This window comes from Paenibacillus radicibacter, from assembly GCF_024721995.1.
In the GTDB taxonomy this organism is placed as follows: Bacteria; Bacillota; Bacilli; order Paenibacillales; family NBRC-103111; genus Paenibacillus_AM; species Paenibacillus_AM radicibacter.
Map to the genome: position 1 here is coordinate 86,031 of NZ_JANQBC010000013.1, position 25,800 is coordinate 111,830.

General features: G+C 44.0%; 25 protein-coding genes and 1 riboswitch. Of the genes, 5 read left to right on the plus strand and 20 right to left on the minus strand.

The window, feature by feature from the left end:
• Positions 1–71: 71 nt before the first annotated feature.
• Complete coding sequence (locus NV379_RS21500) at positions 72–641, minus strand: PadR family transcriptional regulator (protein WP_258209525.1); 570 nt, start codon at positions 639–641, stop codon at positions 72–74.
• A gap of 74 nt (positions 642–715) precedes the next feature.
• Positions 716–2,248 (minus strand): MDR family MFS transporter, encoded by a 1,533-nt coding sequence (locus tag NV379_RS21505; RefSeq protein ID WP_258209403.1) that lies wholly within the window; start codon positions 2,246–2,248, stop codon positions 716–718.
• Between the two features lie 254 nt (positions 2,249–2,502).
• Here NV379_RS21505 and NV379_RS21510 point away from each other — a divergent pair, with 254 nt between their 5' ends.
• Positions 2,503–3,411, plus strand: coding sequence for a LysR family transcriptional regulator (locus NV379_RS21510; protein WP_258209404.1), 909 nt, complete (start codon positions 2,503–2,505; stop codon positions 3,409–3,411).
• Positions 3,412–3,455: 44 nt separating this feature from the next.
• On the plus strand, positions 3,456–4,262 hold the full coding sequence (locus NV379_RS21515; RefSeq protein WP_258209405.1) for a histidinol-phosphatase: 807 nt from the start codon (positions 3,456–3,458) through the stop codon (positions 4,260–4,262).
• Between the two features lie 95 nt (positions 4,263–4,357).
• Here the strand turns inward: NV379_RS21515 and NV379_RS21520 are convergent, their stop codons facing one another.
• From NV379_RS21520 to NV379_RS21540, 5 genes are all read right to left on the minus strand, one after another.
• Positions 4,358–5,119 carry a glycoside hydrolase family 25 protein gene (locus tag NV379_RS21520; protein WP_258209406.1) on the minus strand — a complete coding sequence of 254 codons (762 nt, stop codon included), beginning with the start codon at positions 5,117–5,119 and terminating at the stop codon, positions 4,358–4,360.
• Between the two features lie 71 nt (positions 5,120–5,190).
• On the minus strand, positions 5,191–5,661 hold the full coding sequence (locus NV379_RS21525; RefSeq protein ID WP_258209407.1) for a DMT family transporter: 471 nt from the start codon (positions 5,659–5,661) through the stop codon (positions 5,191–5,193).
• A gap of 24 nt (positions 5,662–5,685) precedes the next feature.
• Positions 5,686–6,393, minus strand: coding sequence for a Crp/Fnr family transcriptional regulator (locus tag NV379_RS21530; RefSeq protein ID WP_258209408.1), 708 nt, complete (start codon positions 6,391–6,393; stop codon positions 5,686–5,688).
• Between the two features lie 16 nt (positions 6,394–6,409).
• Positions 6,410–6,838, minus strand: a complete 429-nt coding sequence (locus NV379_RS21535) for a DMT family transporter (protein ID WP_258209526.1) — start codon at positions 6,836–6,838, stop codon at positions 6,410–6,412.
• A gap of 287 nt (positions 6,839–7,125) precedes the next feature.
• Positions 7,126–8,682 (minus strand): hypothetical protein, encoded by a 1,557-nt coding sequence (locus NV379_RS21540; protein ID WP_258209409.1) that lies wholly within the window; start codon positions 8,680–8,682, stop codon positions 7,126–7,128.
• 156 nt (positions 8,683–8,838) lie between these two features.
• Here NV379_RS21540 and NV379_RS21545 point away from each other — a divergent pair, with 156 nt between their 5' ends.
• A complete protein-coding gene (locus tag NV379_RS21545; protein ID WP_258209527.1) occupies positions 8,839–9,834 on the plus strand; it encodes a zinc-dependent alcohol dehydrogenase family protein in 996 nt (331 codons plus the stop codon).
• A 325-nt stretch (positions 9,835–10,159) separates the two neighbouring features.
• On the opposite strand, the gene sdhB is transcribed toward NV379_RS21545, so the two are convergent.
• The 3 genes from sdhB to NV379_RS21560 are packed head-to-tail and all read right to left on the minus strand — an operon-like array spanning position 10,160 to position 13,354.
• A complete protein-coding gene (sdhB, locus tag NV379_RS21550; RefSeq protein ID WP_258209410.1) occupies positions 10,160–10,921 on the minus strand; it encodes a succinate dehydrogenase iron-sulfur subunit in 762 nt (253 codons plus the stop codon).
• A 2-nt stretch (positions 10,922–10,923) separates the two neighbouring features.
• The gene (gene sdhA, locus NV379_RS21555; protein WP_258209411.1) at positions 10,924–12,684 is read right to left on the minus strand and encodes a succinate dehydrogenase flavoprotein subunit; all 1,761 of its coding nucleotides are present in this window, start codon (positions 12,682–12,684) and stop codon (positions 10,924–10,926) included.
• Positions 12,685–12,700: 16 nt separating this feature from the next.
• Entirely contained in the window at positions 12,701–13,354 is a 654-nt protein-coding gene (locus NV379_RS21560; RefSeq protein ID WP_258209412.1) for a succinate dehydrogenase cytochrome b558 subunit, read from the minus strand.
• A 267-nt stretch (positions 13,355–13,621) separates the two neighbouring features.
• On the opposite strand from NV379_RS21560, the gene NV379_RS21565 reads away from it, so the two are divergent.
• A complete protein-coding gene (locus tag NV379_RS21565; protein WP_258209413.1) occupies positions 13,622–14,548 on the plus strand; it encodes a LysR family transcriptional regulator in 927 nt (308 codons plus the stop codon).
• 15 nt (positions 14,549–14,563) lie between these two features.
• Here the strand turns inward: NV379_RS21565 and NV379_RS21570 are convergent, their stop codons facing one another.
• The 7 genes from NV379_RS21570 to trxA form a co-directional block, all read right to left on the minus strand.
• Positions 14,564–15,781, minus strand: coding sequence for a cation:proton antiporter (locus NV379_RS21570; RefSeq protein WP_258209414.1), 1,218 nt, complete (start codon positions 15,779–15,781; stop codon positions 14,564–14,566).
• A gap of 1 nt (position 15,782) precedes the next feature.
• Positions 15,783–16,448: a potassium channel family protein gene (locus NV379_RS21575; RefSeq protein WP_258209415.1), complete on the minus strand. Its 666-nt coding sequence runs from the start codon at positions 16,446–16,448 to the stop codon at positions 15,783–15,785.
• Between the two features lie 40 nt (positions 16,449–16,488).
• Entirely contained in the window at positions 16,489–17,841 is a 1,353-nt protein-coding gene (locus NV379_RS21580) for a TrkH family potassium uptake protein (protein WP_258209416.1), read from the minus strand.
• 71 nt (positions 17,842–17,912) lie between these two features.
• Positions 17,913–18,058: riboswitch (cyclic di-AMP (ydaO/yuaA leader) on the minus strand.
• Between the two features lie 179 nt (positions 18,059–18,237).
• On the minus strand, positions 18,238–20,085 hold the full coding sequence (uvrC, locus tag NV379_RS21585) for an excinuclease ABC subunit UvrC (RefSeq protein WP_258209528.1): 1,848 nt from the start codon (positions 20,083–20,085) through the stop codon (positions 18,238–18,240).
• Between the two features lie 153 nt (positions 20,086–20,238).
• Positions 20,239–21,147: an ABC transporter ATP-binding protein gene (locus NV379_RS21590; RefSeq protein WP_258209417.1), complete on the minus strand. Its 909-nt coding sequence runs from the start codon at positions 21,145–21,147 to the stop codon at positions 20,239–20,241.
• On the minus strand, positions 21,147–21,842 hold the full coding sequence (locus tag NV379_RS21595) for an ABC transporter permease (RefSeq protein ID WP_258209418.1): 696 nt from the start codon (positions 21,840–21,842) through the stop codon (positions 21,147–21,149). Before NV379_RS21595 ends, NV379_RS21590 begins: the two co-directional genes overlap by 1 nt.
• Positions 21,843–22,032: 190 nt before the next feature.
• Positions 22,033–22,344 (minus strand): thioredoxin, encoded by a 312-nt coding sequence (gene trxA, locus NV379_RS21600; protein WP_258209419.1) that lies wholly within the window; start codon positions 22,342–22,344, stop codon positions 22,033–22,035.
• A gap of 238 nt (positions 22,345–22,582) precedes the next feature.
• Here trxA and NV379_RS21605 point away from each other — a divergent pair, with 238 nt between their 5' ends.
• Positions 22,583–22,729 carry a YqzM family protein gene (locus tag NV379_RS21605; RefSeq protein ID WP_258209420.1) on the plus strand — a complete coding sequence of 49 codons (147 nt, stop codon included), beginning with the start codon at positions 22,583–22,585 and terminating at the stop codon, positions 22,727–22,729.
• Between the two features lie 63 nt (positions 22,730–22,792).
• On the opposite strand, the gene dnaI is transcribed toward NV379_RS21605, so the two are convergent.
• From dnaI to NV379_RS21620, 3 genes are all read right to left on the minus strand, one after another.
• On the minus strand, positions 22,793–23,746 hold the full coding sequence (gene dnaI, locus NV379_RS21610) for a primosomal protein DnaI (RefSeq protein WP_258209421.1): 954 nt from the start codon (positions 23,744–23,746) through the stop codon (positions 22,793–22,795).
• Between the two features lie 33 nt (positions 23,747–23,779).
• The gene (locus NV379_RS21615) at positions 23,780–25,318 is read right to left on the minus strand and encodes a replication initiation and membrane attachment family protein (protein ID WP_258209422.1); all 1,539 of its coding nucleotides are present in this window, start codon (positions 25,316–25,318) and stop codon (positions 23,780–23,782) included.
• A gap of 103 nt (positions 25,319–25,421) precedes the next feature.
• A complete protein-coding gene (locus NV379_RS21620; protein ID WP_258209423.1) occupies positions 25,422–25,700 on the minus strand; it encodes a YuiB family protein in 279 nt (92 codons plus the stop codon).
• Positions 25,701–25,800 lie beyond the last annotated feature (100 nt).

Below are 25,800 nucleotides of genomic sequence, written 5' to 3' on the forward strand. Positions count from 1 at the left end.
GACCGCGTTCAATCACACGAAACAACAAAGCAGTGTTCTCCTATAAGGTGAGAACACTGCTTTTTCTCAAACTACTCTTCACGTTCATCAATTAGTAATCGCGTACCAACCTCTTGCAATAATCCCGCTTCTGCATCATGCAATAGCTTTCTTAACCAACGAAGTCGCGCCATCCCTGTCTCATAACGACCCGTCATCATGTAAAGCACCGCTCGCGGCTCGATCCCGACATGGCTTTCATACACCTGTTTCATCCGGTCCATGTAACTTTCTTGGTCACGAACTTTCTGCCTCAGTACATCGATGATCTTCGCGGGATCGCCATAACTGGAGAACGATAACGCCGCATAGATCGGATCAAAGATCGGTTTATCATTCTCGAATTGTTGCATTAACAATTTCTCAAATTCCACTTTTCCCGAATCCGTGATCGCATAGATCGTCTTCTCTGGACGACTTGTATCCCGAACAACTTCTAGTGCCTCCACAAAGCCAGCCTTATGCAACTGATCGATCGCATAATAGAGCGAACCATCCTGATACTTAATATAGTAATGCATCGCTCTTTCTTTCATCGTCTGCCGAATATCATAAGGATGTCGCTCACCCTCCATGAGAATACCGAGAATGACGAGTCTCATCGACACAACCGTCCACCTGCCTAACCATTTGAAATCAATTACTAGACACTACGTAATGAAGTTCAAATGGTTTCCTAAATATTCATTTCCGCTTCCCCTGCTTGTGGTTCACCTTTACCTTTTGCAGGCACTTGGAGCCGTGCCTTACCCATAAACAAGATACAGACGAAAGCTAGAATCACCATAAAGACAGTAATCAAGAATACATTCGCAATCGATCCTGCAAGGGCATCTGTAATTTGGTTCATGACATCAGGGGGAATCTGCTTCTTCACTTCAGGCTGCAGCAATATTTTGGCATCTTGTAGGTTGCCGAATTGTGCTCCACCAGGCATAGCTTTAATTTTGTCTAACAAATAGTTCATTTGAGCCGAACCCAGAATCGTAACGCCAATTGCTGATCCGATCGAACGAGAGAATGTCACAAGCGAGGTCACACTGCCGCGCTGGCGAATATCAATTTCATGCAGCGCTGTCATCGAGATAACCGGGAATGACATCCCCGTCCCCAAGCCAAGTAAGATCATATACGCAATAACCGTCCAATGCTCCGAACTTACAGATAATGTAGCAAGCAGTGACGTTGCAACAAGCATCATACTGACTGAGATTAGCAGAATGTTGCGATAAGCAAGCTTACTAAGCAGCATTCCCCCCATCGCACTTGATACGACTAATCCGAGCATCATTGGCGTTAGAATCTGCCCTGCATTCGTTGCACTGCCGTCAAATACACCTTGTACGAAGAGCGGAATATATGATGAAGCAGAGATTAACACGCCTCCATAGAAAATATTCGTAGAGATGCTCGCAGAGAATAAACGATTCTTGAACAATTTCAGTGGTACAATCGGTTCCGCCACTTTGGATTCAATGACGAGGAATACCGCAATCCCGATCACAAACCCTGCGAAGAGCGTAACAATCTGCCACGAACCCCACGGATACTCTCTTCCGCCTAACTCAAGTGCGAACATGAACGAGAGGATCGAGGCTGCAAATACGAGTGTTCCTCCCCAATCCACGCTTTGCTTCTTATGCGCTAGACTGTCGTGATAGAAGAGGGAGATCAAGATAAGCGAGATGACACCTAACGGTAAGTTCACATAGAAGATCCATTCCCATTGCACATGATCGGTAAAATAAGCTCCGATAATCGGTCCAAGCACAGAGGAAATACCAAATACTGCTCCGAACAGCCCTTGCATCTTCCCCCGCTTCTCGGCCGGGAAAATATCGAATATAATGGCAAACGTAATCGGCATTAAAGCACCGCCGCCCAATCCTTGAATCGCACGATAGATGATGAGCTGTGTCATCGACTGTGCACTACCACAAAGCGCCGAACCAATCATGAAGATAACAATACCTAGCAAGAAAAACCGCTTACGACCATACATATCAGATAACTTCCCGAAGATTGGCATCGTAACCACATTCGCGATCAGATACGCAGAGAACACCCAGATAAAGCTATTAAATCCACCTAACTTTTGCACAATCGTCGGCATCGCAGTTGATACAATGGTCTGATCTAGTGATGCCAGAAGCAGTCCCAACATAAGACCTAATACCGTCCATGGGATAACAGTCTTTTTCGCATTCATTGTCTGGAATTCCCCTCCACTTCGTTTCCATATATTTCTTGTGTCTTATATAAATTAGTATATTCAAATTTGAGTATTTTGCAATCATAAAGTATTCATAATTTTTCACACCATTCATTGCTATGCAACCGGGCATTCCCGTATAATGAGGAAGTAATAACATTTTATTAATACAATTTTTAATATTGATAAAATTCATCTATAAAACCTCTACCTTCACTTTGCCGAAGAAGAGCGCCCAGGGAGGGTTGCAAATGAACATTAACCAATTAGAAACACTCGTCACCATTTCCAAAACCATGAGCTTCCGTAAGGCAGGTGAACTGCTCAATCTTACACAACCTGCTGTTTCTGCTCAAATTAAGAGCTTAGAAGATGAGTTCGGCACCTTACTCGTTGATCGCAACCAACCTGTGACGCTAACGGACAGCGGGAAATGCTTCCTAGAACATGCTGAGAAAATATTGCAAACCGTCGTGGAACTCAAACAACGCTTAGCTGACATGAGTCAAATTCCACAAGGACATATTCATATTGGAACGACTGCATCCATTGCCATGCAAATTCTTCCGAGAGTTCTATCCTACTTTCAAGAAGAATATCCACTGATCAAGACGACCATTCACTCCATGACTTCCTCGCAGATCATGACTGCTGTTGAGAATGGTGTCATCGATATCGGAATCGCTTATTTAACCGACAAGAATACAACCTATGAGGCAGCCGTCCTCTATTATGATACGTTTGAATTAATCGTCTCAGTTGATCACCCATTATCACAACTTACTCATGTTTCCATCGACAAGCTCCGTAGTCTACCTTTCATTATGTTATCGACCGATACCGCCGCACGGAAATTTGTAGATGATATTTTTAAAGCTTATGAAATTATCCCTAACGTTGTGATGGAATTGTCCTCATCTGAAGAAGTGAAGCGAATGGTCGAACTCAATCTAGGTGTCTCGATTATTTCGCGGTTATCCGCAGTGAACGATTTGCGTAATGCAAGCGGCAAGCTGCGTATCATTAAAGTCGAAGAGATGGACATTACCCACCCAGTTGGTGTTATATACAAATCTGGACGTTACTTAAGTTCAGCGATGCAGCAATTTTTGCGTGACTTAAAGGGAATGCCAGAGACCCACTTTCTCGGCTCCGAATAAACGAGTCCAAACCGTACACAATGATAGTAGAGGAGGGGCTGCACATGAAATTTGATATTCACACCCATCATGAACGCTGTGGTCATGCCAAAGGTCATATACGAGATTATATTGAGGCGGGAATTCGAGAAGGTCTGGATGTCATCGGTATTTCGGATCATTCTCCTTATTTTGCCGAAAAGAAAGACCAAGCTTGGCCGGAAATTGCGATGGCGAAATCCGAATTTCCTCGTTATATTGAAGAGGTATTGAAGCTGAAAGAAGAATATGCCGGCAGAATCGATGTTCTACTCGGTGTTGAATCTGATTTCTTCCCTGAACATTTAGATCAATATCGAACGGAATATGAGAAATACCCATTCGATTACATCATCGGTTCTGTCCACCGCTCAGGTGGAGTGAGTATATTCAATCGCAATCGTTGGAAAACACTGAGTGAAGCGCAGCAACATGCTCACAAAGAAGAATACTACACGCTCATTCAACAATCCGCCCAAAGCGGCCTATTCCAAATTCTCGGGCACATTGATGCAATGAAGGCTTACTATCCAGCTTTCTCAGACATCCAGACTCCGATTGTGGAAGAGACGCTGCGAATCATAGGTGAACATAAGCTTGCCATTGAAGTGAACACTTCAGGCAAGACCAAGGAAGTTGGCGGATGGTATCCCTCTGATGCGATGCTGGAGCTGGCACTTCATTACGGCGTCGATATTACATTCGGATCAGATTCGCACATTCCGTCCCGTGTTGGTGATGAGTGGGAGCTTGTCCGCAGTCGCCTGAAAGAAATCGGCTTTAAAGAGTGGGTTTACTATAAGAATAAACAGCGTGTTGCACGCCCTATATAAGACTTAATGAACCCATAACGTAGCAAAATCCCCAGCCGTGAGAGGACCTCGCAGCTCGGGGATTTTTTATGATCCATCACGTATTATGATCCATCTTATTGTTCAGGTTGACCGGAAGCTTTGCGCAATTCATTCGCTAACCGATGAAATTCATCTTGTGCCGCTGGAATCGACGTTGCATTGTAAGCCGCAGATAGGAATGCAATTATTTTATTGGCATCATCCACACTCAATTCATACCCCATAAGCTCATCCTCACTTCCATCAAATTCATTCATGTCAACAGGTCCAACAATGCCAGGAACCGTCCCGCTGTCGCTGTACTGTAAAAACTGCCAACGTGTCCACCCCGCTACATCTGCCGGCTGATTAACCCCATAATTCGCGTACCATAGCGGCACATTACCAAGTGATGCATCCAAGTAAGATTTTGCAAAATACGGGTACGTGTAGAGGAGCGGCTGCACATTCCATGTAGCTTGTACTCGGCTTAACCACGCTTGGCAAGTCCGCGTTAAATTCGTTGCATTATTCGTCGTCTCGATATCCAGCGCAGGCGGTAAATCCCACTTCGCAATCCCACCTAGTGAATTTAGGACTTGGATAAAATAATTCGCTTCTTTCTCCGCATCCCCAGGTATACCCGCTCTACAAAAATGATAAGCGCCAACTTTAATACCCGCCGCTTTCGCTCCTGCCAAATTCGCAGCAAGCTTCGAATCTGTATAAGTCGTTCCTTCTGTCGCTTTAATAAAAGCAAAAGAGATGCCTGAAGCACGTACCTTTGCCCAATCAATAGTTCCTTGATAGTGGGAGACGTCGATTCCTCGGGCATGGCTATTGTCCCTTGCTTGCACGTCAAACCCTCCTTTGATGCTTTTCCACATCATATGCGGTTTCACTTCGACCTGCATGGACAATCACAAATTTAGGTGCTTGATACTGCCTTACTTTCTACAACACGACTTCCGTTCCATTTAAAAAGAATAACTCCAGCTATGATGATCAAGACACCAAACAGCTCTTTTAACGTGAATGGAACTTGTTCAAGCCCCATTAGACCAAATGAATCCCAGACCATTGCAGTCACGAGCTGTGAAGTTAATGAGATGGATACCCCTACCGTTGGTCCTAACAACTTAATCCCACTTACCATACATGTCACTACACCAATCCCAATTAGCCCACTAAATGCGTACCATACCTGCATATTAGGCAAGTGGAACATTTGCATGCCTTCGAATACAAAACCAATTGTAAAAGAAGCAATAAATCCGAGTCCGAGCACAAGCGTTGTCGTCGTCCAAGAGCTTGTATGTTCATTCACTTTGCTATTAAATATGTTCTGGAGACTGACAAGTGCCCCTGCCAGTCCTGCTAATAGAAGCCCCAATAACATCTGATACACCTCACTTGTTAGTTCTTAATTGTTTTCATAAATATTGTGATTCGCTAGGACAAGCAGTTTATCGCGCTTTTTGATTAGTAAGTACCCCTTACTCCGCTCAACAAGACCATCCTCACTAAATTTGTGGATGACTCGATTCAGGTGGCGATAACTCGTTCCAATCAAATTCGCAATATCCGTAAGCGTCGATAACTTTAATTTTCCACCCGGATCTGCCGTGTTATCTTCATATATAACCGATAATAAGTAACTCGCGAACCTCACCTCTACTGGATACATCAAGTTAAAACTCATCGATTTGGACTTGATATAGAACTTTTTCGAGATGATGCCAAGCATGAATTGCAAGAACGGTGTGTTATCCTTCAAATATTGATCCAATATCCGATAAGGAACACCAATCATGCACACCGGCGATACAGCTTCAACCGTATTGAGCAATTCTTTCTTCTGTGCATATTCAACATCCCCAATTGCATCTAGGGGGACTTTAAATGACAATACGAGTGTCTTGCCTTCTTGTGAGGTCGTATGAATCTTAACCTTACCTTCTACAAGGAAGAAGAGCACATTGGAAGCGTCTCCTTGCGTGCATATGAATTCACCTTGCTTAAACCTGTATAGGGTTAAATGAGGCATTACCTCTTCCGTGAAAATCGATTCAATCTGATACTTTTTCAAATAGGATTGGATTTGCTCACGTTCATCCTCTTTCTTCCCCAAGCGAAGCACCTCCATGCTAATACTTTAATACAATCACACCGGCAATCATAAGCGCGATGCCAATAAATTGGGTTATCCCCATCTTCTTCTTCGCTACGCTAAACCACCCGTTACAATCAATCAAGAAAGTTAAACCTAGCTGCGCAATTAATAATACAGCAACGCTAAGCGTAACCCCAATGTGATGGATCGCTGTGACATTACTGAATATAATGACAGCTGCAAACGTACCGCCTGTTAGATACAGTGGCTTAACTTGCTTTAACTTCTTTATATCCCGATTTCGAATAAATAGCATAAGGATGATTACCGCCGCAACAAATCCTGTTAATTGAGTAAGCGCTGCTGTTTGCCACGTGCCTATATCTTGGCTGATTCGAGAATTCGCTACACCTTGAAGTGTAATGAAGAATCCCCCTAAACACGCAAATATGATTCCCTTCATGATGCCGTCCCCTTTATCATTCATTTGTTTTAATTAAATAATAACTAGGGATCACTCATAAAGGACATATGTCCTAAAAGTTTTATAGGTGTATTGTAACGAAAAAAAGCCCACTTGCCCGAAGAACGGGAAGTGAGCTTTTATAAAAAAAAGGAGACCTGAGCCAACGGGGCCAGGTCCTGAATTGTTTTATATTAAAAAGGGGGTCTTGTTTATTATATTACCCCAGCAACATTATGGAACCATAACAGAAATATTTCAATTGTGTAACAAAAAATGAGCCTTTATCACTTGATTTGACCTGGAGTAGACAGGAAGTACCACTTGGCATCATTAGAGATGGTTAATAGCCCGGTATCACTAGGTAATTTCACCTTGTTATTCGAGGTAACCTTCATCGTCTCTGCGTTTAACTTGCTCAAATTATTAAAAACAAACTCATGTGTATTCGGTGCCCAAATTCCTTCGTAATCAGGGGATGACTTCGATAATTGCTTCTCACCATCATAGAGTCCGCCATTTGCGTAATAACGGAATCTTCCATCACTGGATGCTTTGAAACCAGCCCAGAAGTTAGGATCAATTGGAGCTTTCCATGCTCCGACTGTTCTTCTACTCCAATCATAGGCATAACGTAGTTCGCTGCCATTCTCATCACGTAATATAAAGTACGCTTGTTTACCGTCATCGATAAACTCGATCGGCATAAGATACCCACCGCCTTCATGTCTAGGCAGCTTCCCTTTTATTTGGGATGAAAGAACGATATCTTTTCCCTTCTGATCGAGTGGAATGATGCGAAGTGTATAATCTGTTTCTTGATTTTGTTTGCCCGTGATCGCAATTACACTCCTGCCATCTTTCGAAAATGTTGCGCCGTGAACAAATTCAGGTAACTTGATTACGACAGCGGTGTCTGCTTTAGGAAATTCAGTTGCTATTTTGGAATCCAAGGCATAGAAGAAACCACGACGATCTGCAATGAATGAACCACTACCACGATAAGACTGCTCCACTCGCATTTCAGCAGGATAAGCCGTCTCTTTCTTCGTCACCGCATTGTATACACGTGTATAGTCAAAACTCTCTCTATCGCATTCACAATAACCCATCATTCGATTTAATAAATAGTTCGTTCCTGTCTGGTCCAAAGACTTGATCGTGTAGGGAACTTTAAAGGAAGTCAATTGTTTTTTCGTGCTTCCATCATCTGAAACTTGCCAGATTTGCGATGTTTCCCATATCGTGCCTAGGAAGAGACCACTCGACAGCTTAACCCCATGCTGGGTCTGTGCATCCAGTGTGCTTAGTCGGAATGTTTGGCGCAGCTGCGTTTTCGCTTCACTAACTTTCGCTTTTACTTGCAATTCATGGTCACTCACCCACTTCATCTCTAATCGTGGCGTGAAATAACCAGATTCTTTCTCAGCAGGTTTAAGTAGAGCCTTCTCAACAGAAGCCCGATCCATCGGTTCTTTGAAGAAGAATGTAATGGTCTCATCTCGTTTAGCAATGAGCGTTGAGACAAAGCTTCCGCGCAGAAGTGGATCCGAATCTAAACGAACCATGACTCCTTTATCGGCAGGGATTTGGTTATAATCAAATTCGGCTGTGTTAGTCTTGTCTTGGAGTGGCACAGTTAATTGGGTTTGTTTTTGTGGCTCTTGCTGCGTTTGTGGTGTGTTTTCCGCAACGGTTTTCACATCAAGCGGCTCCATCGTGGCAGCAACTGCAGTGCTCGGCGTAAGCTCCTCCGCCTTGTTCTCACTTTTCCAAAATACCATGAACATAATGCCAAGCATGCAGCAAGCGAGTATGCCACCCACCCATATTCTTCTCTTCATGATTAATCACGCACTTCCTATATGTATAATTTCGAACATTCACATTATAAACGCATTATTAATCAGAAAAGTTACAAAAATTATTTTCTTCCTCTAAATTTTATCGTATAATTCCATCCATACCCAGCCTAGGAGTGATAGAAGATGAGCCAATTGATGAAAGCCATGGCGTTAACAACCTATGGTGACCCAAGCGGGTTCGCGCTGCACCATATCGATCGCCCGCAAGTAGCTGCTGGACAAGTCCGGATTAAAGTCGCAGCGACGTCAGTGAACCCGATTGATGCCAGAATCCGTTCAGGAATGATGCCAACACTCGCACCTGAGCTACCTGCTCTGCTTCACGGAGACGTCGCAGGTGTCGTTGAAGAAGTTGGGGAAGGGGTTACAACCTTCCACCCTGGTGACGAAGTGTACGGCTTCGCAGGAGGCCTACGCGGATTCGGCGGCGCCCTCGCCGAATACATGGTTGCCGATGCGCGTCTCATCGCGCATAAGCCAAAGACGCTAACGATGGCGGAAGCCGCATCGTTACCTTGCGTGGCCGTTACCGCATGGAACGGCCTGATCGAACGCGCCACGTTGCGCCCTGGCCAACGTGTGCTTGTACACGGCGCCGCCGGCGGGGTCGGCCACGTCGCACTTCAGCTCGCCGCTTGGGCGGGAGCTGAAGTGTACGCGACCGCGTCTACGCCGGCGAAGCAGACCATCGCCCGCGACCTCGGCGCGCGGGCGGCCATTGCGTACCGCGAGATCGCGGTACGTGACTACGTCCGTGCGTACACGGACGGCAGGGGCTTCGACGTTGTCTTCGACACCGTCGGCAAATCGTGCCTCGACGCGTCCTTCGAGGCAGCCGCACCCGGCGGCAGCGTCATCGCAATCGCTGCCCGTTCCACCCACGACTTGTCGCCGCTTCATGCCAAGGGCCTAACGCTCCACGTCGTGTTTACCATTCTCCCTCTCTTGACTGGAGAGGGCATGGACAATATCGGGCAAGCGCTCGCTAAGCTTGCCCCCGTCATCGACAGCGGCCATATCCGTCCGCTGATCGACTCGCGCCAGTTCGGCTTCACCGAAGCCGCCGAAGCCCACCGCCTCCTCGAATCCGGCGACGTCATCGGCAAGGTCGTCCTCGTGAACGACCTGTAAGAACTCTACTCAACAAAGCTATCGCAAATGCTACTTAAACTAGCTTTTTACAAACTATTAACCTACCAACAAAAAAGAGCCATCGTGCCGCCCACCAGGGCGCACAATGGCTCTTCTCTCTTCATTCTTCCTGCCTATACCGAAAGTTTGGAGTGACTCTTTACTCCGAGCGGAGCAGAGCAAACGTTCCGGAGAAACGGAGTGGTCGCCTTTGTGAGCAAGTTTCCACCTACTAACCTCATAAATAGAAACTCGCGAACAACAGCGATCGGAGGAATGTTTGCTCTGCGCAGCGGTGTACCGGAGTACCCACATCATCTCAAAACTACATGCCCAACCACTTCTTAAACAAGTGCTTCGTCGTATCCGCATTCATCGCAGCAATCGAAGTCGTAAGCGGAATACCTTTTGGACAAGAGCGTACACAGTTCTGCGAGTTACCGCAGCCCTCGATACCGCCATCTTCCATAAGTGCATCTAGACGCTCTTCTTTGTTCATTTCACCTGTTGGGTGAACGTTGAACAAACGAACTTGTGAGATTGCAGATGGACCGATGAAGGAGTTCTTGTCGTTTACGTTCGGACAAGCTTCAAGGCACACGCCGCAAGTCATACATTTCGCAAGCTCATAAGCCCATTGACGCTTGGATTCAGCCATTCGTGGTCCAGGACCAAGATCGTACGTACCATCGATTGGAATCCATGCTTTTACTTTTTTCAAAGCGTTAAACATGCGATCACGATCGATTACAAGGTCACGTACAACTGGGAACGTGGACATCGGCGCAATGCGAATCGGTTGCTCTAGTTTATCGATAAGGGAAGAACAAGCTTGACGTGGCTTGCCATTGATAACCATGGAACACGCACCACATACTTCCTCCAAGCAGTTGGATTCCCAACATACTGGAGCTGTCTTCTTGCCCTCTGTTGTTACTGGATTACGTTGAACTTCCATTAATGCAGAAATCACGTTCATATTCGGACGGTAAGGAACTTCGAATTCCTCTGTGTACGATTTAGCATCGGGACCATCTTGACGAGTGACTACAAATTTAACGGTTTTACTTGCAGTAGCTTCTGTCATGATTAGTTACCCCCTTTTTTCTTATCTGCACTGTAATCACGCTTACGAGGTGCGATCAAGGAAGTATCTACATCCTCATAAGAGATTTGTGGACCCTCAGGTGTCCAAGTTGCTTTTGTTGTCTTCAAGAAGTTCTCATCATCACGTTCAGGGAACTCTGGCTTGTAGTGCGCGCCACGGCTCTCATTACGGAGAAGTGCACCAAGTGTCATTGCTTCAGCAAGTTCAAGCATGTTCCACAATTGACGAGTGAAAGCAGCACCTTGGTTGTTCCAACCAAGTGAATCGTTGATGTTAATGCGGTTGTAACGCTCTTTCATATCTTTAATCGTTGCAATGGATTGCTCTAGCTTGTTGTTGAAACGTACAACTGTCATGTTCGTATTCATCAAATCGCCAAGCTCACGGTGCAAGCCGTATGCATTCTCGTTGCCGTCCATCTTGATAATGCGGTTGTACTTATCTTCTTGCTTCTTCTTCTCTTGATCGAAGATTGTAGAAGAGATATCATCCACATGCTTGGACAAACCTTTGATGTACTCGATTGCTTTCGGACCTGTAACCATACCGCCATAGATCGCAGATAGCAAAGAGTTCGCACCAAGACGGTTCGCACCGTGGTATTGATAGTCGCACTCGCCGCAAGCGAATAGACCTGGAACATTCGTCATTTGGTTGTAATCGACCCACATACCGCCCATGGAGTAGTGAACCGCAGGGAAAATCTTCATCGGGATTTTACGCGGATCGTCGCCCATAAACTTTTCGTAGATTTCGATAATTCCGCCTAGTTTAACATCAAGCTCTTTCGGATCTTTGTGGGAAAGGTCAAGGTAAACCATGTTCTCCCCATTAATACCCAACTTCTGATCCACACACACGGAGAAGATCTCACGCGTTGCGATATCACGCGGTACAAGGTTTCCGTATGCCGGATATTTTTCTTCCAAGAAATACCAAGGTTTTCCATCTTTGTAAGTCCAGATACGTCCGCCTTCACCACGAGCAGATTCAGACATTAGACGAAGCTTATCGTCACCTGGAATCGCTGTTGGGTGAATTTGAATGAACTCACCATTCGCATAGTGAACACCTTGTTGATATACAGCAGATGCTGCTGTACCTGTATTAATAACGGAGTTCGTTGTTTTACCAAAAATAATACCAGGACCGCCTGTAGCCAAGATTACTGCATCAGAGCGGAAGGTATGTACTTGCATCGTACGCAAGTCTTGAGCAGAGATACCACGGCATACGCCGTCATCATCAAGAACCGCACCAAGGAATTCCCAGTGCTCGTGCTTCGTTACAAGACCTTCTGTTTCCCAGCGACGTACTTGCTCATCTAGAGCATATAGAAGCTGTTGACCTGTTGTTGCGCCTGCGAACGCTGTACGATGGTATTGTGTACCCCCGAAACGACGGAAATCAAGCAAACCTTCCGGTGTACGGCTGAACATAACACCCATACGGTCCATCAAGTGAATAATACCAGGTGCTGCTTCACACATTGCTTTAACAGGTGGTTGGTTCGCTAAGAAGTCTCCACCATAAACTGTATCATCAAAGTGCTCCCAAGGAGAATCGCCTTCCCCTTTCGTATTCACCGCTCCATTAATGCCGCCTTGTGCACAAACAGAGTGAGAACGTTTAACCGGAACCAATGAGAAAAGTTCTACGTGAACCCCGGCCTCTGCTGCTTTGATCGCTGCCATAAGTCCTGCTAATCCGCCACCTACAACAATTACATTAGATTTTGCCATTCTCGTTCACCCTCCCCTAACCTTTAGCCCCTACTGGAAGCTGTTGAAATTCTGAACCTTGGAACGCTGTCAAAGATAGAATAAACATCGTTCCCATAATTACGAACATCACTAACCAAATAACTGTCGAAAATTTCTGAGCACGAGGGCCGACTGTAATCCCCCATGATACTAAGAACGACCACATACCATTACAGAAATGGAAGGACGCTGCAAGTACACCGATTACATAGAACCAGAAGTATACTGGATTCGTTAAGATTTCGTTCATATGCGTTCCGAGTTCACCATGCTCAGCAGCACCGATTGCAACTTGGAAACGTGTTTCGAAGAAATGCCATGCTACGAATAGGAACGTAATAACACCTGTTACACGCTGCCATAAGAACATGTGATTACGGAAGTATCCATAATTCGTCACGTTGTTTCTTGCTGTGTACGCTACATACAAACCATATACAGCATGGTAAAGAAGTGGAAGCCAAATACCGAAAATTTCTAAAAACAATACAAGTGGTAGAGAGCTTAACCATTCAATCTGCTTAACAAACTCCTCGTGACCTTTCGTCGCCGTATAGTTCGTTAGCAAATGCTCAATAAGAAAGAAGCCTACTGGAATAACTCCAAGTAATGAGTGCACCTTTCGAAATAAATACGAGTTTTTTGCCATCTGTTACTATTCCCTCCTCATTAAAATTCCCCATTGTCATACTACTTTCGTCAATTTCAGACAAACTACGCTTCATTGTAACCCCGCCCATATAGGGCGTCAATGCATTTGAATGCGCTTCCTTCGATAAATCTCATATAAGTTTGAATTTTCGATGACATATACATGTTAACCCTTGATAGCTTATAATGGAAGTGCCGTTTTTTTATAATCATTTATACCTTTTTTGCATAAGGTGACATTTTCAATAGAAAAGGATGTATTCACATGGAACACTGGCGATCATTTGCAAGTATTGTTGAACATTCTTCTTTAAACCAGGCTTCACGTAACCTCAATCTCTCGCAACCTGCGTTGTCCAGACAAATCATGAAACTCGAGGAAACGCTCGGCGTTGCCCTTTTTACACGTAAAGGAAAACGACTTGAACTGACACGAGCAGGTGAAATTTGTTACGAACATGCCAAGCAGTTGCATGCTATGGATGTGAAGCTTATGCGTCAATTGCAACAATTTAAAGTGGAAAACAAACATGTCGCACTTACCGTAGGCGCTTCTCTTACGACTTTGCAATCGACACTTCCACAACTTCTAGCTGCATTTCTTGATGAGCATCCGCACACCGATATTAAGGTACTCACAGGGAAAACGCATGAAATTGTAACCATGGTCAAAGAGAAAAAAGTCGATATTGGGCTTATTGCGTCCACGATCAATGTTAGCGGTATTCAGTGCGAACCACTCTTCGACGATCACCTCTGCCTTGTGCTGCCCCCTGACCATGACTATGTGCATCAAGCGGAACTTACAATTAATCACTTAGAAGGCTTATCCATGATCTTATTCTCACGTGGTACATGGTATCGTATCTTAACCGATGAACTATTCCAGCAGTACAGTATTCATCCCGATATTAAGATGGAGATCGATTCATTCGAAGCGATTATTCGACTGGTTCCGTCCTGCTATTCAGCGACACTGCTGCCCCAATCCTATGTACGCTCCCTACTTGCGGAGAATAATGGGCTTGTCGTCAGAAATTTACCCGAACTTCTGCAAACAAAAAGAACGACCTCACTCATCTACGCTAAGGAAGCGTACAATCAGGAAGCCGTTCATCCTTTCATTAATAAAGCCAAAGCATTCTATGAAAATCAAACACAATCAACGAAAGGATCAAGAAAAAAAGGGTAGCTGCAAATGAAGCAGCTACTCCTTTAACGCAATCCCTAGCTTCTTAGCAACGTAGCCCGTACTACTTGCTTGCAGCACAATCGTAAACAAGATCGCAATGAACGTAACAGAAGCGATGATGTCCGCATGTGGAACACCCATCCCCGTCACCATACCCGATAGCGCGGCAGGAATGACCCCGGTCTCCCTTACCCAGCTCATGAATGCAAGTTCTTTAAACGTCCATTTCGCTTTACGATCCGGCCATGCGGATATAAACACAGTAAGTGGACGCGCGATAAACATAAACACAAGAATAACACCAATACTTGGCCAAAGGTGAGCGAAGATTACTCCAAAGTTTACTTGGGAGCCAAGAAGAACGAATATGAGCATCCGCATGATGAACGTTATATTTTCTGTAAAATGCCCCATCTCCGTTAGCTTGTCCTCCATTTGGAAACCAAGCGTCTTCGCATTCCCCCAAATAAGCCCTGCCGTAAATGTCGCCATAAATCCGCTAAATCCAAATGTTTCACCGACTAAATAACTGCCAAGTGCGGTTACAAGCATTGCCACAGTTGCATATTCACGCAAGAAACCAAATTTCAGATGTGCTGTTATGTACGTTACGACATAGCCAATTGCACCGCCAACAAGCAAGCCGCCTATCGCTGTTTTGAGAAACTTGAGCACGCCAGATGCTATTGTTACATCACCTGTTCCCATCACAATTGCAAGAACAGAGAACGTTAGGATCGAACCTGTTGCATCATTAAAGGCGGATTCACTCTCTACGGTCTCACGTACTTTAGGTTTAATCTTCACTTGCTTAAATACAGGAATGAGTGTAGCCGGATCTGTTGAACAAATAACGGTTCCTAAGAGTAAGGCAATTAGCCAGGGTAATCCGAGTAAGTAATGGGCAGAGACTGCGACAACCGCACATGTAATGAACACACCCGGTATACTGAGCATTGTCACGGTTACCCATACTTTCTTAAGTCCAGACAACTGAATATTGCGACCACCATCGAACAGAATAAGCACGGATCCAAGTACGAGTATAAACTGATTCGTAAATGAGGCACTTTCTTCACTAACAAGATGCAACCCTTGTCCAACAATCATACCTGCGATGAGGAAGAGGGCGACGTCCGGCAAACGAAGCCAGCGCGCCACCTTTCCGAATATCATTCCAACTCCACATATAAATACAATTAAGAAGAGAACATGATGAATAAGTTCGTTCATGCTAATTAACCATCTCTTGCTCTAAACGCTCAATGTTCTCATTAACTCCAATCACAACCATTAGATCGCCCTCTTCAAGTACGTCCTGCGCACTTGGAGCAATGATGACTTGCTCATTCTGCTTCTTATTAATTGCAACGACGGAGCAGCCGTATTTACCGCGAGGATTGAGATCACTCAGTGAATGCCCACACAGATGTTTAGGTACGGATAATTCTGCAATCGTATAATCCTTGGACAGTTCGATATAATCGAGCAAGTTAGGAGATGCAAGCTGATGCGCCACACGAATCCCCATATCCCGCTCCGGATAAATGACGCGATCCACACCAATCTTTTGCAATACTTTACCGTGCAGTTCCGTCATCGCCTTGGCTACGACCGACTTCACACCGAAATCTTTGAGGACGATTGCCGTCATAATGCTAGCTTGAATATCGTTACCAATTGCTACAACTACACAGTCAAAGTTACGAATGCCTAGCGAACGAAGTACGTCTTCATCCGTGCAATCCGCAACAACGGTATGCGTCAGGTATTCGTTCATGTCGTCTGCTCTTTCTTCATTGCGGTCGATACCTAATACTTCATAGCCTAGTCTCATTAACTCCTTCGACAATGACGAGCCAAAGCGTCCAAGTCCGATTACAGCATATTGTTTCTCCATGTATGCGTGCGCCCCTATCTATCTTTACTAAATATGTTCATTAACCAATTGTCACTTTACCTTCTGGGTAACGATACAGTTCTTTCTCTGCTTTTGGCCCGACTGCAATGGCAAGTGTAAGCGGACCCAGACGTCCAATAAACATCATCAGTAAGATCAGAATCTTACCGAAGGTCGTCAAATCCGTTGTCAGTCCCATCGTCAGTCCTACCGTACCAAACGCAGATGTGACCTCAAACAAAATCATAATAAACGAGTGATCCTCAGTCGTGGATAACAACATCGCTACGAATATGACGAGTGCTAGTGCAAGGATCGTAAGCGTAATCGCTTTAAGGATACGATCTTTCGCCAAGCGATAGCGAAATAGTACGATATCTTCTTTTCCCCGAACCATCGCAATGACTGCACCAACCATGACCATGAATGTCGTCGTCTTAATCCCTCCACCTGTTGACCCCGGCGAAGCTCCAATAAACATCAAGATGATGATGAAGAATTGAGAAGCTTGTCTCATCGCACCAATATCGATCGTATTCGCACCTGCTGTTCGCGGTGATACCGATTGAAAGAAGGACGACAGCACCTTACCGAACCAATCAAGTGTTCCTAGTGTACGTGCATTTGAGAATTCAAAAATGAAAATAACGATTGCCCCTACTAGAATCAGTCCCGTCGTTGCACTTAATACGACTTTTGTGTGTAGAGACAACCTCTTCGTTCGTTTGAAATCCAGCACATCTGCCATAACGAAAAAGCCGATACCCCCCAGCACAATGAGTGCCATGGAAACAAAGTTAACGACGAAATCATCTGCATATGCCGTTAGGGAACTGAATTTCCCATAAACTGAACCGAATAAGTCAAATCCCGCATTGTTGAAAAATGATATAGCATGGAAAATGCCGAAGTACAGTCCTTTTTGGAACCCAAAATCAAATGACCAACGAATCGTAAAAATAATTGCCGCAATTGCTTCGATGGAAAGTGAGTAAATAATGACTCGGCGAATCAACCGAACAATCCCTTCCATTGAACCTTGGTTTAACGCTTCTTGTAATAACAATCTTTCTTTGAGTGAAATTCGCTTGCGCAACATGAACGCATACAATGTCGCAAAAGTCATAAACCCGAGTCCACCAATCTGGATTAACGTGATAATGACAATCTGCCCGAACACTGTAAAATGACTCCCTGTATCCACGACGACCAAACCTGTTACGCAGGTGGCTGAAGTCGCTGTGAATAGCGCATCAATGAATGGCATTGACTCCCCGCTTGTTGAAGCGAATGGCAGAGTCAGTAGTGATGCACCGATCAGGATAATCAGAGCGAATCCTAGAGATAATACTTGCGGCGGCGATAATCTCGCGAGTCTTGATTTGTTCTTCATACATCCCCCTAAAATAAGCCTAACGATATGAATCCATAAAAAAAGACACCTTCCAATAGTGTCATCATAAAGACAACTGACACAAAGCCTACGAAGTTAGCTGTCGGATTCGGACGTCAGCTTCGCCCTATTCGCTGAGAAAATTTGCATTCTCAGTGAAATTCACCCCTTAAAATGGTTCCCCCGTTTTCGATAAGAAATTCGGCTTGTATTCAATTGATTTGAATTATATATCCTCACCTAACAGTTCACAACGCCATTTTTGACTGAAATTGGGTAAAATTGTAGGCTTGTAGTCGAATTGTATGATACAAACCCTCATTTCCCCTTCATTATCTACTATTTTCACCGCTTTTCTTTCAATTACGAGAAAATGAGCACAAAAAAAGAAGCGCTCTACGATTCTGGCGCTTCTTCTTTCACATTTAACGATTGTAATATTTCTTGTGCAAGTTTTTCTCCGATCCCTGCGGCCTTGAAATCTTCCACGGATGCTTCTTTTATTTTCTTCAATGACCCAAAATGAGTGAGTAAAACCTTCCGTCTTTTCTCACCAATACCTGGAATTGAATCAAGTTGTGACACGATCATCGACTTGGATCTCACTTCACGATGGAATGTGATTGCGAATCGATGCACTTCATCTTGAATCCGATGGAGTAAATAGAATTCTTGCGAATCGCGTGGCAGTGGCACTACTTCTGGTGGATTACCAATAAGCAGTTCTGATGTCTTATGCTTGTCATCTTTTTTCAAGCCACATACAGGGATGTAAAGACCCAGCTCATTCTCCAGTACGTCAGAAGCCGCTGACATATGACCTTTACCACCATCGACAATAATAAGATCAGGCATCGTCAGATTTTCCTTGAGCACACGCTCATAGCGGCGACGGATCACTTCACGCATGGATTCATAATCATCTGGACCTTCTACCGTGCGGATCTTGTACTTCCGATACTCTTTACGGTCAGGTTTGCCATTCGTAAATACAACCATTGCAGATACCGCATTCGTCCCCGCAATGTTGGAGTTATCGAACGCTTCAATTCGATTCACTGAACTTAGACCGAGCGATTCACCCAGATTCGCTGCTGCCTTCACCGTTCTCTTTTCATCGCGCTCTAGCATCCGGAATTTTTCTTCTAAGGCTACTTTCGCATTATCTGTTGCCATATCCACCATTTGCTTCTTCAGTCCGCGCTGCGGGAACATGACTTTTACTTTTAACCAGCTTTCAAAAGCTTGCCTGATATCTGACTCCTCTTCACTTGGCGGCTGCGGCAAAAATACTTCTTTCGGCAGAGCCGGATTCTCACTGTACACTTGAGTCACATACGTAATAAAGTCATCGTAAGCCTCCCCATAGAATGGGAATAAGGACACATGACGCTCAATCATTTTACCTTGACGCATGTACTGAATTTGAACACTCATCCAGCCTTTATCCACCACATAACCGAATACGTCCCGATCCGTTGCATCGAGTGTCGTAATCTTCTGCTTTTCCATAACAGCATCAATGCTCTGAATCAAGTCGCGATATTCTTTCGCCCGCTCAAATTGCAATTCTTCTGCCGCATGCATCATCTTCTCCGTTAAATCCTTCTTAACCGCATCCGAACCGCCATTTAAGAATCGCGAGATCTCTTGAACAATCGCCTCATTCTGCTGAGCCGTCACTTCATATTCACATGGAGCCAGACATTGTCCCAGATGGTAATATAGACATACTTTATCCGGCATTGTATTACATTTGCGCAGCGGATATAGGCGATCGAGTAGTTTCTTCGTCTGCTGAGCTGCAAAAGCGTTCGGATAAGGGCCGAAGTACTTCCCTTTATCCTTGAGTACACGTCTTGTCACTTCAAGTCGCGGGTGCGTATGCCCCGTTATTTTGATATAAGGAAACGTCTTGTCGTCTTTCAAGAGTACGTTATACCGAGGTTGATGCTGCTTAATTAAGTTGCACTCCAAGATAAGAGCTTCCATATTACTGGAAGTAACGATATATTCAAAATCACGAATATCTACGACTAGCCGCTGCGTCTTTGCGCTATGGGAACCTGTAAAATAGGAGCGAACCCGATTTTTCAGCACTTTGGCTTTTCCTACATAGATAATGGTGCCGTCTTCGTTCTTCATCAGATAACAGCCAGGCTTATCTGGCAAGAGTGATAATTTGTGGCGAATCGTTTCTTGATAGGACTGATCCTCGATTTGATTGTCTTCTGAGTTATCCATCTCTGACAAATCCGTCCCCTCCCTTACAAGCATATGTTCCCTTTATTTTAACAGAAAAAGAGTCAGTTCTCACGTTTTAAAAATAGCAACAAAAAGACTCTTCCTGGCATCATTACCAAAAAGAGCCCCACTTATGAAGCACGTCAATATAAACTAGATACTAATAAAAATCTCTTCCAAAGTGGCTTGCTTCAAACGTACTTGATACGTATCAATTCTTCGATCCGCGAGCCAATAATGAATATCGGGTATCTGGCTCTTGTCAGTCATTTCACAATCCAGCAATCCCTCATGATAAGAAACTTGGATGCATGTTTCCCCTAAATCAAACTTTAGTATACCGAGTAGTTCCACTGGGAATGCAGGTACTTCCAATATGACATTTACGCTGGATTCATATTCCGCTTGCAGTTCACTAAGTGTACCACTTGCAGCGATAACGCCTTGTTGCATAATCGCTATGTCTGTGCACAACTTCTCCACTTCCGACATGTTGTGCGATGTCATGAGAACGGTAATTCCCTTCTTTCGCAATCGTAATATAATCTCATGAATATTGAGAATGGACTCTGCATCCACACCAGAAGTTGGCTCATCTAGAAAAATCAGCTTAGGACTTCCAACTAGCGCCTGAGCAATGCCTAATTTTTTCTTCATGCCAAAAGAAAACTTTGCTACTTTCTTTCCCTCATGATCTGTAAGTCCAACTTCGTTTAACAACTTACGCAGCTGCTCTGTGTTCGATTTGATTCCTTTTATTTGTGCAAAAAAACGTAAATGCGCTAGCGCAGTCATGTCGGTATAGAAGTTAGCAGCGTCTGGCATTACCCCTATCTCTCGCTTAATTTCATCAAGTTGTGTATGCGGCTTGCCGAGCATCGTAAATGAGCCGCTCGTCGCATACATCACACCTGTAAGAATATTAATCGTCGTTGATTTACCCGCTCCATTCTTACCCAGAAAACCGAAAGTAGCACCTTCATTTACTTGGAACGAAACACCTTTAACTACCTCATTCTTCCCGAAACTTTTACGTAGATCTTGAACCGTTAGTACCGGCACTATAAATCCCTCCTTCTGAAGAGCATATAAGCTACTCCGGCAAAAACGACACCTTGTAGAAACGGAATACTTTTAAACCACATTGCGTCTTGCTTTAAATAATAATAAGGCAGTATATAGTCGGTCACTTGCAACCATAATTTATCGGAACCAAGTGCCATTAGACCGAGCACAGGCATAGCGATTCCTAACACAATTGCGATAAACATCGACAGAGAACTCTTCGGAATCACCATGCTAAGGAGCATGTTCAGCCCAATCATATAGCTAATGAACGACATAAGTACCAAGAAATCTACAACTAGTATTTGTTTGGCAAAATAAGATAACACGCCATATGTAAGTAAAATACAACACATCCAAAAAACAATGATTCCGATGCACTTCCCGAGAAATACAGATAGCCGTGATGTTCGGGTCACCAAATAACGAATCGTCTGCAGTTCCATTTCCTTATTCAACGTATCGTGTGAAATCGAAAACACAAACAGAAATCCAAGCAGTAGCATTAGAATATAAATGATACCCGTGTACAGCGAGTTACTACTGCTGCCAACACCTAACTCACCGAGCAAAATCACGCTAGACATTAATTTAGCTCCGTTGTAAGCGACCAATAGCATAATGGCTATGACAGCAATCGCACGAAAACTTTTGAATAACTTAAGAAATTCTCTTCTGGCAATTCCAAGCAATTAAAACCCTCCCAATCAAATAATTAACACAGTTAAATATCCATTCGATTCCATATCTCATAGTTTTAACTTTAGATTACAGATTTTACGACAATTATGCTCTTAATATCAACTTATCCGAACCTTTACATACAAAAAAAACCCTTCACCTACGATTAGGAAAAGGGTTTTACTTTATTGTAAGATGCAATTAAGCGTGACGCTCAAGTACACTCTTAAGAGCGTCTTTGGATTGCAAACCAACCAATTTATCAACCGGTTGACCATCTTTAAATACGATCAAAGTCGGGATACTCATTACGCCAAAGCGTGCAGCAGATTCTGCATTGTCATCCACGTTTACTTTTGCAATTTTGTTGCTAACTTCTTGGGAAAGTTCGTCCAAGATTGGAGCAATCATTTTGCAAGGTCCGCACCAAGGCGCCCAGAAATCAACCAATACTGTACCTTCCGATTCAACTTCTGCTTTAAAAGTTTGGTCTGTTACATTTACTATTGCCATGGATGTCTCCTCCTTGAATATAAAGAAAAAATGAATACTTAAAGTAATCGACGGTTTGTCGTCAATATGTAAAGTATACCACAAAGCACCTCATTTTCAACCAAACAGCTCCCCGTTAAAAATTGGGCTTGTGATTTGGGTCATTGACGTTTACAGAATTGTCACTTTCCTCTTCTTTACAATCATTGCTTGGTATGAGTATACTTAAAGCAAAATGTACGTGTCAGGAGGATTATCAATGAGCCAGACAAGAAACCCCGAGCAGCACATTAACGAAGAACCTCGTAACGATTTCATGGACTTGATGATTGGTTTCGGCGGATTTTTCGGTGTTCTCTTCCTTATCTTCCTTGTAGGTGTAGTCATTAAATTAATGATCGGTTAATTTCCTACATAACTAAAAGACCTCCTGCTAATTGCAGAGAGGTCTTTTTTCGATGGATCCCATTTATGATTGTCCGCGCTTATTCTCTCCAAGCACTTCAACCTTGTCGACAAAAGGACGAATCCGATCCATAATCCGCTGTCCCTTATGTTCCTCATCACCATCTTTATTCGTAAATGATAAATGCTTCTCAAGACTATCTAGATCATAATTGGACGTAAAGAAGGTCGGTTTGCGATTCATCCGATAGTTCAAGATCGCACCGAGTACATGGTCACGCAGCCACGGATTCAAGTTCTCTGCACCGATGTCGTCGAAGATCAGGACGTCCGTATCCTTAAGCGCCTCAATCGTCTCACGTAGTGCACCAGCATCTCCAAACATCCCTTTCAAGTCTTCAGCAAAGTCCGGCATGTACACAATCGCGCCTGTATGGCCTTCCTTCGCCAGCTTGTGTAGCATGTAACACATCAAGAAAGTCTTACCCGTGCCGAATGAGCCATACAGATACAGACCCTTCTTCTGGAGTCCCTCTTCCATCGTCTTAATGATATAGTCTTGGATTTGATCAACAGCTTTCGCACGCTCCAGATCTTTACCGATAATCTGCTCGAAAGAGTGATTCTCCAAGATCGCTTTATCATCGACATGATACGTACGAATTCTAGAGCGAAGCGTCTGTTCAGCCGCGTAAGCAAGTTGCTTCTTACACGCTGCCTTCGTCTCATGAATGTAAGAATACGTACCTTGCTGTTCAACCGTAAGTACCGCATAATGCCCTTGTAGATCATTCGGACAACGTTCAAGACCTGGACAGTTCGCACAATTCTTATATTCTTTCACACATTGATACAAGCGGTTCATATTCACACGTAAGGTGTGCTCGTCCAGCTCAGGATGTTTCTGACGAAATTTCAAGATTAACGGATCTTGCAAAATCTGCTGAGCGCGCTCTTCCCCGCTTTTCATGAAAGGTCCTTCGGCAAATTGTTTCAAAATCTGCGACAATGATTCCAATTCGTCCCACCTCCCTTAACATTTGTTCAATGATCATTTATTTCTTGCATCTAACTTCCGTGCTTTATTCAAAATGGCTTCGAGTTCGGCATCTGTCGGTTTCTGTGACTGACTACCTGTTGCTATCGGAATCCGCGGCTTCTGCGATTTCGCATTCGCCGAGCCTACTGGACGTCCTGCTCTGCCGCCTGTTTTGGACTTCGCATTCGCACGTTCCTTCGCTTCCATCGCTTTCGCAACAGCAAGCTCGCGCGTACGAATTCGAGCTTTCACATAGCTCACAGCCGCTTCGAACGTCGTGACTCCTTTTCCAATCATATCAGATGCAACGTCCTCAAGTCGAAATTTCTCCCAAGATCGATTGTCGATATGGGTAAAATGAATGAGTACATTAAGAACTTCATCGGCCATGCCGTACACTTTATGAATACGCAAGAATGTCTCGCGAATTTGTGGTGGGATAATACCATTAGGGATAAACGTCTCCAGCACCTTGGTATAAGGTTGATTACGAAGGAACACATTATATTGCTGAATGTCGTTGCAGTCATCAAGCAGGAATGTTGGCACATCCAGACAATGATTTAACGAAACGGTCTTCTCTGTTGGCACTCCTGAACTGGAAGCAGCAACACTAGACTTCATTTCTTCTTTCCTACCCATTAGCATCACAGCAGAATCCTTACGCTTCTCACCTTGCAAGTATAATAATGTCGCTTCTTCTTCCAAAATCTCTTTTTGCAAGTCACCTTGTTTATTAAAAATATCCTGTTTATCTAGCAAGCGCCTTAAATCGACGATATCTAAATTGTACTTGGATGCGACAAAATTAATTAATATCATCTGATCCGGCTGCTTGTTTAATTGCTCCACATATACACGGTTCTCTGACGAATACGGGAATGATGCGATAATGTCCGCATAATCAATATTCCCAACCTCACTGGAAAAACTACGTGCTGCTTGACCTACTGATTTCGTCGCCGCTGCTTCTTGCAGAGCTTTCTCCAGCTCAGCATCGACACCATGCGGACTTGGACGAAACAGATCATAGAACGATACCGATAAATCTTCTCCCGCTGCACTTCCAATCGTATCGAGTTTTGGCATAAGCAACTCATCACGAAGCGCAAGTACGAGATGTTTCCCCACTTTGTCGTGAAGCGCAAGCATCAAGTGATCACTATAGAAAAACTCTTGCGGTGATAGTGGCGGCGTTAATATATATTCGAAGAATGGATCTTCGTCCGGATGATCAAAGCGACGTACCGATTGAAGAAGCCCAACTGCTTCAAGCTTCGATGTTAATTCAATTAAGCTCTTGCGTCCGCGTTCACCTTGTTCCAAATCCAGATATAAGAATAACTTTCGTTGAAGCTCAAGCGCGGAATAACCGGCTTTATCTGCCGGAACTTGTCCATATAAGGTATGAAAAAGAGCTGTGGCTAGCCCACCTATGATAGGCTGGTAGGCGTTAGAAAGCATACGGAGCTGCAAAGGGCTCATGGCAAAATCCCGATACACACAAAATCGGTGCTTCTCGGTAAATTGCAACATATTCGATATCCTCATGTCACACCTCCTGTTTACTCCGAGTCTATTCTTTTTATTCTATCATATGTACCTTCCGAAAGATAAAGAAAAAAGCTTCCTGCTCGGAAGCTTATTCACACAATTAGAACATTTTGAACCCTCTTATACGTAATACATCTATCGTTTTGCCACTCAAAAACGCACCTGCAAGTCCACCAATCGCAGCTAAGTAGTCAGGTGCACCATACTTACTCATTTGCCCTGCGAAATCACCCCAACCTTGATAGATTAATAATCCAATAATCAGAGCAATGAACATATACATAGGCAGCCAAGTCGTCTTGATCAACATGTTCAGGATAAAACCTAATCCGAAGAACAAAACAAACATAAGTACGATAACAATAAAGGTTTGAATCATATGTATAAAACCTCCCGCAATAAGACCTACTCTTTATTGTAAAACACGCCACCAACAAGGTAAAGTGTCTACAATTTGAACATTGTTTTGTTCACAGCAC